9 protein-coding genes are annotated in these 11,370 nt (G+C 37.4%); 5 read left to right on the forward strand and 4 right to left on the reverse strand.

The genetic code is table 11. The features are described 5' to 3' along the window. Positions 1 to 142: 142 nt before the first annotated feature. Both ACX9YW_RS13750 and ACX9YW_RS13755 read left to right on the forward strand, forming a co-directional pair. Entirely contained in the window at positions 143 to 760 is a 618-nt protein-coding gene (locus ACX9YW_RS13750; protein ID WP_460347293.1) for a CPBP family intramembrane glutamic endopeptidase, read from the forward strand. 170 nt (positions 761 to 930) lie between these two features. Next, positions 931 to 1,392 carry a hypothetical protein gene (locus ACX9YW_RS13755; RefSeq protein ID WP_460347295.1) on the forward strand — a complete coding sequence of 154 codons (462 nt, stop codon included), beginning with the start codon at positions 931 to 933 and terminating at the stop codon, positions 1,390 to 1,392. Positions 1,393 to 1,525: 133 nt separating this feature from the next. On the opposite strand, the gene ACX9YW_RS13760 is transcribed toward ACX9YW_RS13755, so the two are convergent. Further along, complete coding sequence (locus ACX9YW_RS13760; protein WP_460347297.1) at positions 1,526 to 2,296, reverse strand: SDR family NAD(P)-dependent oxidoreductase; 771 nt, start codon at positions 2,294 to 2,296, stop codon at positions 1,526 to 1,528. Positions 2,297 to 2,345: 49 nt separating this feature from the next. Further along, positions 2,346 to 3,086, reverse strand: coding sequence for an SDR family NAD(P)-dependent oxidoreductase (locus tag ACX9YW_RS13765; RefSeq protein ID WP_460347299.1), 741 nt, complete (start codon positions 3,084 to 3,086; stop codon positions 2,346 to 2,348). A gap of 467 nt (positions 3,087 to 3,553) precedes the next feature. Here ACX9YW_RS13765 and ACX9YW_RS13770 point away from each other — a divergent pair, with 467 nt between their 5' ends. Continuing rightward, complete coding sequence (locus tag ACX9YW_RS13770) at positions 3,554 to 3,949, forward strand: DUF6010 family protein (protein ID WP_460347301.1); 396 nt, start codon at positions 3,554 to 3,556, stop codon at positions 3,947 to 3,949. A gap of 118 nt (positions 3,950 to 4,067) precedes the next feature. Here ACX9YW_RS13770 and ACX9YW_RS13775 read toward each other — a convergent pair whose 3' ends face one another. Together ACX9YW_RS13775 and ACX9YW_RS13780 are read right to left on the reverse strand one after the other, a co-directional pair. Continuing rightward, a complete protein-coding gene (locus tag ACX9YW_RS13775; protein ID WP_460347303.1) occupies positions 4,068 to 5,102 on the reverse strand; it encodes a D-alanine--D-alanine ligase family protein in 1,035 nt (344 codons plus the stop codon). A 527-nt stretch (positions 5,103 to 5,629) separates the two neighbouring features. Beyond that, a complete protein-coding gene (locus tag ACX9YW_RS13780) occupies positions 5,630 to 7,102 on the reverse strand; it encodes an S-layer homology domain-containing protein (RefSeq protein WP_460347305.1) in 1,473 nt (490 codons plus the stop codon). Between the two features lie 211 nt (positions 7,103 to 7,313). Between ACX9YW_RS13780 and ACX9YW_RS13785 the strand changes: the two genes are divergently transcribed. Next, entirely contained in the window at positions 7,314 to 9,758 is a 2,445-nt protein-coding gene (locus tag ACX9YW_RS13785) for a trypsin-like peptidase domain-containing protein (protein WP_460347307.1), read from the forward strand. 467 nt (positions 9,759 to 10,225) lie between these two features. After that, on the forward strand, positions 10,226 to 11,227 hold the full coding sequence (locus ACX9YW_RS13790; RefSeq protein WP_460347313.1) for an alpha/beta fold hydrolase: 1,002 nt from the start codon (positions 10,226 to 10,228) through the stop codon (positions 11,225 to 11,227). Positions 11,228 to 11,370 lie beyond the last annotated feature (143 nt).

Below are 11,370 nucleotides of genomic sequence, written 5' to 3' on the forward strand. Positions count from 1 at the left end.
CGGGTGACCGAAGTTTGATACAGCATGAAACAATCATCATACACTGGACTAATTGGACAGGCAGGTACCATTTAGGAAGTGCAAAGTTGGTTGGTTATGAAAGATACGGGAGCAAATAACTTGAATAAAAGGGGATTTTTACTTGAAGAAAATCATATATTTTTTCTTATTAATCATGACTTTATTTTTATGCCTTTCGGTTCCAACTTACATTTCCATAAATGGCTTTAGCTTGATGGCTTGGCAACGAGATGTATGGGAATGGAATTACATTGGAGTTTCTTTTAATCTCCTATTATTTATTTTTCTTGTTATTTTAACAAAAAGTAAATTAAGAGACATGGGCCTCCAATTAGGCAAATGGAAAGAACATGTGGTTTGGTATAGTGTACTGACATTTAGTGTTCTTTTTCTAACCAGGTTGGCTGACTATTTTTCAAAAGGAAATTTACTATTTTACATACCTTCTATGAATACTTTTTTGTTTCAACTGTTTTTTGTGTCCATCTCAGAGGAACTGTTTTGGCGAGGTTATGTGCAAAAACAGTTTGGATTTTGGTATTCATCCATTGGTTTTGGGATGATTCATTTTTTAGGATCTTTGGCAAATGATAGCCATATCATGAACGCGGTTGCCTATGGTGTGGCTACATTTTTACTAGGAATAATCTTTTCTTGGGTTCGTAAAAAAACGGAATCGGTTTATCCTAGCATCTTACTTCACGGGCTACACAATATTTCAAATTACTTTATTAGATAAGCTTCCCTATATGTAATGCATGACCGTTGATGTGAATCATTAGTGGCAGGGAAACGTTGATTATGATAAAGGATGTAAATACTTAAAAGGGGAATGGAATTCGGAGGGACCGGAAATTAGCTATAAACGAACCTTTTGGTATATATTGTACAGGAAAGGGGGAGATTATCATGTCACTTGATATTATTATGGATAAATTAGTATCTATGGAGGTCTTATTAGCACTTATTTCATCTTCCATTATGGCAACTTTTATTTCGTCAGTCATTACAAAAAATGTGAACGATAGGACTCTTCGATTGAAATATATTACTGAGGAACGGCAGAAGTGGAGAGCGCTTATGAAAGAGAAGGTATCTTTGGTTGTTTCAAACTCGTATAAAGATAAAAATGAACTCTTAAAATTAGCAACCGAAATCCAGCTCAGTCTTAACCCGAATGACAAGGAAGACAAAAAGATCATTTCATGTTTAAGAGAAATTATGGTAAGCAGTCATGCTGAGCGTGAAAAAGAAAAGCTAGTAGAACTAACCCAACAACTATTAAAACATGATTGGGAACGTGCAAAGAAAGAAGCTTCCCCGTTTCGAATGATTCCAAAGAAAAACGTTAGGAAAAAAGTTTCTATCTAGAGGGTAAATCGTATTTGATCATAATCGTAAAAGAAGGTAAGTATGGGGACGTTTGTTTCTCATGCTTCTTTTGGTTCGCGAGAAAGAGGAGGCATCAGAAATGCCCCCTGCTTTTAGCGTGTTTTTGGATTGATTATACGTTATAAAGTGCCCCATCAATAGTGAATGATGATGAACTTACATACGATGCTTCGTCAGAAAGTAAGAACACAATGACGTTCGCTACTTCTTCTGGTTCGCCATAGCGTTTCATTGGTACTGCATCGTTATAAGCTGATTGCGCTGCTTCTGCTGCACCAGGTGCAACTTTCGCTTCAATATTGCGCATCATTTGTGTGTTGATAACACCTGGGTTTACAGTGTTCACACGAACGTTAAATGCCGCAGATTCTAGTGCTGCCACTTTATTGATACCCATTACCGCATGTTTAGATGAATTGTATAATGCCATACTTGGTGAACCAATTAAACCGGCTACCGATGAAGTATTAACAACTGCACCTGATTTTTGTGCTTTCATGACAGGTAAAACATATTTAAGTCCGAAAAGAACGCCCTTTACGTTAATACCGTACACGAAATCAAATTCTTTTTCTGTAATTTCTTCGATGGATTTAGCAGGACCTTCAACACCTGCGTTATTCACAAATCCATCAATGCGTCCGAATTTAGCGATGGTTTGATCTACATAATTTTTAACACTTTCTTCATTAGAAACATCTGCTTTGACCAATAAACTATTATCTTCGGTTAATCCAAGTTCAGTTTGAACGGCTTTGATTGCGTCTTCGTTTAAATCAACTAATACCACTTTTGCTTGCAAGTTAGCTAATTTTCGTACGACTTCTTTCCCGATACCGCCTGCTGCACCTGTAACAATGACTACTTTATTTTCGAAATTCATGTTTAATCTCTCCTCATCTTTTAGTAGTATTTATTAAAAAAGTTGGCAATTATAAATCTGAGATCATACCGCCATCGACAACAAACTGAGAGCCTGTTGAATAGCTTGAATCATCGGAAGCAAGGTAGATAACCAAGTTGGAAACTTCTTCTGTTTTTGCTCGTCTTCTTAAAGGAATGTCTTGTTCAAGTTTTTTGATAAATTCAGCCACATCACCTTGTTCAGCCATTGGAGATTCAATCACTCCTGGATGAACGGAATTTACTCTGATATTGAATTGACCAAGTTCAGCAGCAGCACCTTTTGTCATTCCTGTTACGGCATGTTTGGATGCACTATAAGCAATGGCAGTTGGTGCACTGACTAAACCGTCAACGGATGAGATGTTAACGATGGATCCACCTTTTGCTTTTTTCATGGAAGGTACGACTGTTTTCATCCCTAAAAATACGCCTAATTCATCGATTTCAAATGTTAATCGGAAATCTTTTTCCGTTAATTCTTCTAAAGGTTTAAAAATACCAATCCCAGCATTATTCACTAATACCGTGACAGGTCCGAATGTTTCTTCTGTTTTTTCGACAACTTCTTTCCAGTTATCAGCATTTGAGACATTAAGTTTTAAAGCGATGGCATTTTCACCTAATTCATCTGCTAACTTTTGAGCAGCATCTAAATTGATGTCAGTGATTACAACTTTCGCCCCTTCTTCCACAAATTTACGTGCATGCATGGCACCCATCCCTTGGGCTGCCCCTGTAATAATCGCGACTTTATTTTGTAATTTCATGTTGAATTCCTCCCACAAATTTGTTTGGTGTACTTAAAACAAATCACTCTTACCTGAGAATTTCATTTCAGATCAAGCCCCTTTTTTATTTGTCTGAAATAGTAAAAAATAAAAATTCTTGAATTAAAGATATTAGACGAATAGTTGTCACAAGCTGTCCGGACATTAATTTGTGAACATCTTGTGACAATATTAATGTTATTACTAAACCTTTTTATTGTCAATTAAAGAATCTCGAATTTGAGATAAAATAGTAAAGGGAACTTGTCCCATAACCTTTAGTACCTATCACCAACCTCTTAAATCCCCGATTATCCCTTTACCTTAGGGATATAACAGGGAGGAATACCATCCTCTTTGCGGGTCTATCTCCTTTTTTTTGCGCCAAGAACCTTAATTATTTTCGGTACGAGGGTCTAACCCCGAACGTATAATCATTTCAATAGGACCAAAAAAGGAGGATGGATATGAAAAAATCAATGGTGAAAGTACTGATTACCGGGATACTATTAGCGCTGTTAGCGATTAGAATGTTTGTTATATTTTCTGTTCCGGTATCTTACCAATTATTTACGCTCTTTTTAGCCTCAACTGCTTTTGTGTATTTTGGCTCAGCATTGTCAGACTCACGGAATACTTGGATTTCAGTAGAATTAATTATGTCCTGTGTCTTTTTTCAATTTGCCTTTTTAGGCTTTTTATATTCCCCGATCTGGCTGGCTATTGGGTTCATCCTACATGGAGTCTGGGATATGCTTCATCATCCCAAAGTCGTTAAAACCAAGGTAGTCAAGTGGTTTCCCCCTTTATGTGCCATTTTTGACTTTGTAGTTGCCGTCTTTATTTTAACTTTCTATATTTGAACCAAGATGGAAAAGTACAGCTAAAAGAGGGACGGCTTCCTTGTTTCCAAAAAAAGGAGGACCGTCCCGACGAATAGTTTAATGGATACGATTTTTTAAAATATCCTTTTGTAGCCCGTTACATGTTGGAGTATTTCTTTAAGGATTCATTAATGAGTAGTTCACATAAATCTTCATAACTGATTTGATTAGCACGCGCTTCTTGAGGTAATAAGCTAGTTTGCGTCATACCAGGTAAAGAATTTGCTTCAATGCAATAAATGACATGATCGTGGTCTACGATAAAGTCTATTCTTGAATACACTTTTAGGCCTAATAACTGATGTACCTTTAGCGCTGTGCTTTGTAATTCTTTCGTTAAGCTATCTGGAATATGGGCTGGAGTTATTTCTTCACTTGCACCTGCTTGATACTTACTTTGGTAATCAAAGAAACTGTTCCTTGGGATAATTTCGATAACCGGCAAAGCTGTATTTCCAATGATTCCAACCGAAAACTCTCTTCCCTCTATTTTTTCCTCTATTAGGATGGTCGTTGAAACATCTTGAATTTCTTTTATTGCATTATGAAGTTCGTCTGATTTTTCTAGAATGATGACTCCGATACTAGAACCGTTGTCATTTGGCTTTACTACAACAGGATAATTCATTTCTGGTAATTCTTTACCGACTTGATAAACAGCCCAATTTGGCGTTTTAATCCCATTAAAAGCCATTAGTTCTTTTGAAATGATTTTATTCATCGCAAGTAGACTTCCCTCATAACTGCTACCTGTATATTTGATACCGTAAATATCGAATAACGCTTGTAACTGCCCATTTTCACCGATACCACCATGAAGAGCAAGGAAACAGATATCAGCACTTTGACATATTTCTAACACGTTAGGGCCAATTAACGACCTTTGATTATTTTGCTGTTTTTGTAATTCTTTCAAATTTGGTTTTTCTTTTGGCACCTGATAAGTATAGGTTTCTTTACGATACTTTTGATAAGCCGATTCAAAATCCACAACATCTTGCAAGCCTTTATAAATGTCCAGTAATAATACTTCATGATTCTTTGCATTTAACGCGTTGGAAATTTGGGCACCTGAGGCAAGGGAAACATCCCTTTCATCACTTAATCCCCCAGCTAATACAACAATTTTCATTTTTCTACCTCCTAGGTGTTAATTTTAAAAAAGCAATTTGAAGGACAATAATCTTAAAAGTGTAGCCTAATGATCCCATCAAGTCACACTCTAAAAGGGCGGACATTCAATTTTTAGCGAGAATATGATTATTTACGTTTTCATCATAAAAATGATAACATCATTTCTTCTTGCATAATAGGGTATTCAACTAACAGTGAGAGTTGAACTTCTTTTAATAATGAATTTTGTATAACTTTAATTGCTCGGGGAGTTTATTTCTCATCCTGTCCGTATTGCCATCGTCGATTGTATATAGAGTGTGAGGTAATGAGGGAGGGGGAAACCGCTTTAAAAGGCATCGATATTTCAGGGATAACAGAGCCTGTGTCCGTTAAGCGTTTGGGTAACGTCCCAAACAGGATGAAACAGCAGAACCGTCCCCGCGTTTCATCTTCCCTTATTTGAACCAAGATGAAAAAGTACAAATAAAAGAGGGACGGCTTCCTAGTTTCCAAAAAAACAGGAGGACCGTCCCGACAAATAGTTTAATGCATACGATTTTCATATTTTAATTTTATGACATGTACATTGATAATCGAACCAATTATTTGAACTCTAATCTGTAATCCATCTACAACTCCTCTTTTTTGTTCACTCTTAGGAAAATTAACAACCGTATTTCCTTCCTTTAAGCCTTGAATATGAAAAATATCGGAGTTTTCTTCACGTGTGATTTTGACGATACCCTTTTCAGTTTCTTTAAATTCACTAAAATCTCCTTTTGCTTCCCGTAAGTCCACTGTTACAGTCGGTATTTCTTCAATTGAATAAGTGTAGTAGTAAAATTCGGAAGGAATCGGTTCAACTTTTAGTCCATTACGAACTTTAGCACCGTTGCCATATTCAATAGTTGCGATATATTCTCCAGGGTGTGTCAATGGTAAGCAATAGACCTTGTAATCATTATATTCATTACATTGATGGAACTTAGTAACTTCATCGATAACGGCGCCGTCCATTGTGGCAAGGGATATATTTTTAATTGTATTTTTTGTCACATTTAAACGAACATTGGTAGTAAGAACGTCATCTGTTTCTTCAAACTTTATTTTAAATTGTCCCTTTTCTTTTGATACATGAACATAATACTTTTTAAAGTCTTCGTAACTATTCCAATCTATCTTCTTTGAATAAAGAGTTAGTTTTTGTGTTCCTACTTTTACTGGAACGATTTGCATTTGCAATATTTTATCGGTGTTATTATTTGGAATGACCTGTATGATTTCATCTTCATCTTTTTCAGGTTCCGTACTATGGAGATGGTAATCATTGTAACCTCCAAATTCTGACCAACCATAATCATTTGCTTTTACTGTAAGCGTCCCAGATCTGACGATTTCGGTTTTTGAGATGAGAACGGCTGCTTGTGCTCGAGTGATTGGATCATTCGGACTAAAGGTTGTGGGTGAGGTGCCAGAAATAATCCCCAATTTATACAAGGTCAACACTGAATCTTTATGACTCATTAATAACTCAATATCTTTAAAGGGAGTGGCTTGATAATTGTGAGTATAGTAATTGAATTCAAACGTTTTTATTAAAATGGAGGCCATTTGCGCACGGGTAATTTTATCATTTGGTCCAAATCGACCATCTCCATACCCTCGGAAAATTCCTTTTTCGGCAACAGCGGAAATAGCTTGATAGCTCCAAAGATTAGGTGAAACATCTTTAAAGCCCTGGTCCTTCACATTCTTCGTATCAAGATTTATTAGTTTTGTAATGATGGCTGCAGCTTGACCACGAGTAATCGATGCGCCAGGTTTAAACGTACCATCTTTATATCCACTAATAATGTTGCGCTCCGCTAATTGGTAGACAGCACTTGCATATGGTTTATCCTTTGGTACGTCAGTGAATTTGAATGATTCAGAGTCTGCGTTAGCCTGAGGAGTCAATAAACCAAGACAAAGAACGAACATAAGGGTCACTGACCATTTTCTGCGATTGAAAATCATTTTGCTGACCTCCTTTTAAAATGCATACCATATAAAGCGTAACATAAAATAAAAGGTTCGTATTGGTCAATTATCCCTAATATTGGTCAGGATGAAACAGCAGAACCGTCACCGCGTTGCACTTTCTTATATTTACCAATATTTTCGAAAATATTATCCGTGTTATACTGAATGCTAGAATTCAATTACTCTACTAAAATAGGGGGCTACCATGAAAAACAGAGTGATTCTTTTCATTCTAGCATTCTTTGTTTTTGCTACTGTCACAGGCGGTAAATCGGTCGATGCAAAATCCTATTCACCGGAGCAGCTAGTTAGACAAGCAGAAGCGAATGCGAAACAGCTTACGAATCTCATTTCCTATGAGAAATCGAAAAAGCTAAATGTCGTGTCATCGGCATTAATTAGTAGAACAAGCACTTCCCTTAAACAGGCTACCGTTTCTATTAAAAAAGTAAAAAATTCATCAACCAGAAAAAAGCTGGAAACTAGGTTGAAAAATGTTCAGACGACATATACTAGAACACTTTCCTATAATTCCGCTATTAAAATCGGGGAAGGTTTAAAAGGGAAGACCAAATCACTTTTAGCCACCTATGCCAAAAATCCTGCGAGTGATTCAACCGAAAACACTTATCGCACTGTACAAACCGATTTGAAGAAATTAACGACGGCTACTACTAACGTGTATGGAAAAACAACGCAAAATACGATAGCGGCCACCTATAAAGTGCCTGCTGATCGTGCCATCGCTCAAACAAAGTCGGCCTATATTTTAAAAAACGAGTTGGATTTATTAAATTCTTATTTAAAATCCGGGAAAAATGATACGGCCTTTCTGCAAGTTGATCGCTTTAATGCCCAATTAAAATCGGTGAAAGCAAATGATCTTCTATACAATTCCTTTGCCAAGTCCTATGAATCTATTCTGAAGTCAGATGGTGTATCTTCAGACGGAATTCCAACCATTATTCTTAAAAAAATAATAGCCAATGAAAAAAGTGTTGTTTATCTAGAGGTATATGACAAGGATAATCAGCCTTTAGGACAAGGAAGTGGATTTGTAGTAGGAAAAAGTACCATCCTGACTAACTTCCATGTTGTCCAAAATGGATATCGAGTGGTTGCTTACGATAATGAAGGTAAGGAAATTGCCATTCGTGGCGTTGTCAACTATGACGAGATCAGAGATTTAGCGATTCTTGGAACGGCTCGTGATCTGTCCATCCCTGCCCTAAAAATTGGTGATGATGAGGTCCTTGAAAAGGGAGATTCGATTGTCACGATTGGAAGTCCAGAGGGGTTAATCAATACGATTTCTACTGGAATCATTAGCAATCTTCATCAATTCCAAGACGAATTAGGAAATATATTAAAACTGATTCAAATAACAGCGCCGATTACATTTGGAAGTTCAGGTGGTGCGCTATTCAATTCCTATGGTGAAGTGGTTGGTGTTACCTCTTCAGGTTTTGAGATGGGGAATTTGAATTTTGCCGTTGCCATCGGCCATGCGAGAAATTGGATCAACCTTTATGGAAATAAAACCGCTAGCAGCCTGACGATTATTCCGTATAGCTCATTGCTTATTGGGACGACGGAACCTGAGGTTGGTGTTGATCCAGTTTTACCAGGAAGTTCTGAACCATCTGTGCCAATCGGAGAACAGGCACCTGGTGCAGAACAACAACCAAAAGTTCCAGTCTCTAGCGATAAAATGACGTTGGATACCAATTTAAGAGAAGTCGTCATGCATCCAACCAAGCCAATTATCTACGGTCTTTCTCAAGGGAAAGACTTAATCGAAATCAATCTGGAAACAAAGCAATCGAGAAAAATGACGTTTAGCCTGCCACCAGAACGCTTATATTTTGCCAATAATGAGCTTTATGTCACTTTATTAAAAGGTCAGCACAGCTCTTATTGGTGGGAGGAAAATCAAGCGGGCGCCTTTGCGATTGTCGATGCGGAAGGTTTTAAACTAGCAGACATCGTCTACATTCCAACTGATCCGTTCGACATAGTGGCAGATTCAAAATACATCTACATTTCAAGCGGCTCCGGACAGCATACCCACCTAAAAGTTTACTCGCGCGAAACGTTATTAGAAACGGCGAGTGTATCGGGAATATATGAAAGATCTTTTTTAGAAATGGGACCTGAGGATGGTCAGGTATATGCCATTGATACGAATGTAAGTCCAAGAGATGTTGAAGTGTTTCGCTTCGCCAATGGAAAGCTTGTCAGCCATTACGATTCACCGTATCATGGCGATTATGATTTAGCGACTAATTTGACCATTTCTCCGGATGGAAAGTATCTTGTTAACGGGTCTGGAGTACTGCTGCAAGTAGGTTCAACCCGCGAGTCTGATATGAAGTACGTCACGAAACTATACACGCCTTTTGAGGAAATTGCCTTTAACCTGGGCACGAACCGGTTATACACAAGTTCTAAGAAAGGCCTAACCGTCTACGATTACAGTAACCTTGAACGAATCAAACACTATGAGCTCAGCCACGAAATTGATTTCATGTTTATCCGAGATAACCACCTAATCGTCCTATACATGGAAACAACAACAGGCACCTTAATGCCAAAGCAAGTGATAAAAAAATACCCTTTGACCGAACAAGGATTATTAACACTGCAGTGAAAATGGGGACGGTTCTCGCGTTTCATTTGGTTTACGAAAAAAGGTATGTCATATAAAAAAGTAGTTTATCAGATAAAACCCTTTTCCTACTGAGGAAAAGGGTTTTTCTATGAAGGAAAAGGGATTTAGAGAAAAATAAAATATTCCAAAATTTGAATTGGAATTTTCTTCTTATCATGTTTATGATAAACTAGCTGAACGGTTGAGATTTCAATCCTTATATTTGCGAAAGAAACGTATCTACTAATTTGTTCTTCGATGAAACCGATGCGATCGAAATGAACCTTTCCAAGGCTTCGTTTCATTTATTATTTTTGGTATTGAATTTTTAGTGGCTGATTCTATCATATGAGTGAAAAAGCTGTGGGACTAGTTGAGCTCACTGAATTGAAGTCGTAAACGGCCATAGGGGGATAAATGTGAAATATAAAAGCAAGATCTATAAGTGGTTAAAATATTTTAGCATCATGATCGTTGTTATTTTCATAATTGGTCTTATTTTTCCTACATGGACACCTAGAATAAGTGGGGCAAATAGCATTAGTACATTAGAGCCAATCGAAGTTAATGGGACCAAGCTAGAAGTGATGATTAGAGGGGCTGACCGAAATAATCCAATCATCCTTTTTGTCCATGGTGGGCCAGGCTGTTCAGAAATTCCGTATGTAAGAAAGTATCAAGATATTCTGGAAGAAAACTTCACCATTGTTCATTATGACCAAAGAGGAAGCGGGAAATCATATCATTTTTTTGAGGATTATTCGAATTTATCCGCAGATTTGCATGTGGATGATCTTGTTGCTTTAACAGAATATGTAACGGATCTACTGAATCAAGAAAAGGTCCTGCTGATTGGACACTCATATGGCACATACATAGGTATGAAAGCTGCAAAGAAAGCTCCAGAAAGATTTGCTGCCTATATTGGAATAGGGCAAGTTGCTGATCCTGTTCAAAGCGAGAGAGATAGCTTGGAATATACCATTCATCAAGCGAAACTTGCCAATCATTCCAAAGATGTGGCTGAACTCGAATCTCTTAAAGAGTCCATTATTAGTGGAGAAAAACTCACTCCGCGTAATTTGGTCCGTAAATATGGCGGAGCTGCAAGACTTATTAACGATAACATGGATTATTATCTAGGTTTTCTTCTTAACCGTGAATATAATTTACTGGACATTATACGTTATGTAAGAGGGGTAACTATCTCACAGAAAATCTTGTTACCTGAAGAAAGAAAACACAATATCACTAGTATTAAAAAATTAGAGTTGCCTGTTTATTTCGTCATGGGCGAATATGATTACATGACCTCCACCAATGCTGCCAAAACCTATTTCGAGAGGATAGAGGCTCCCATTAAGGACTTCGTCCAATTTGAACATTCCGCCCACTATCCGCAATTCGAGGAAAAAGAATTGTTTGCCGAATGGTTAAATCAAACTTGGAGTGAGCTAAGCGGGCAATAAGAGGAGCGAAACTTGGGAACGTTCGAGATTACTAAAAAGTCTAGTACAATCAGTCACAGCGCCAAAATCACCCTCTAAATTCATTAATTGGCGTTGAGCGTCGGTCTCAACGCCAAAACTACTCTCCAAATGCTTAAATATGG

This window comes from Pseudoneobacillus rhizolycopersici, assembly GCF_054786815.1.

Bases quoted from the DNA above. Each gene is read 5' to 3' on its own strand.
- ACX9YW_RS13770 (WP_460347301.1), top strand. From the start codon at position 3,554: ATGAAAAAATCAATGGTGAAAGTACTGATTACCGGGATACTATTAGCG.
- ACX9YW_RS13775 (WP_460347303.1), bottom strand. From the start codon at position 5,102: ATGAAAATTGTTGTATTAGCTGGGGGATTAAGTGATGAAAGGGATGTT.
- ACX9YW_RS13785 (WP_460347307.1), top strand. From the start codon at position 7,314: ATGAAAAACAGAGTGATTCTTTTCATTCTAGCATTCTTTGTTTTTGCT.
- ACX9YW_RS13760 (WP_460347297.1), bottom strand. From the start codon at position 2,296: ATGAATTTCGAAAATAAAGTAGTCATTGTTACAGGTGCAGCAGGCGGT.
- ACX9YW_RS13790 (WP_460347313.1), top strand. From the start codon at position 10,226: ATGATCGTTGTTATTTTCATAATTGGTCTTATTTTTCCTACATGGACA.
- ACX9YW_RS13780 (WP_460347305.1), bottom strand. From the start codon at position 7,102: ATGATTTTCAATCGCAGAAAATGGTCAGTGACCCTTATGTTCGTTCTT.
- ACX9YW_RS13755 (WP_460347295.1), top strand. From the start codon at position 931: ATGTCACTTGATATTATTATGGATAAATTAGTATCTATGGAGGTCTTA.
- ACX9YW_RS13765 (WP_460347299.1), bottom strand. From the start codon at position 3,086: ATGAAATTACAAAATAAAGTCGCGATTATTACAGGGGCAGCCCAAGGG.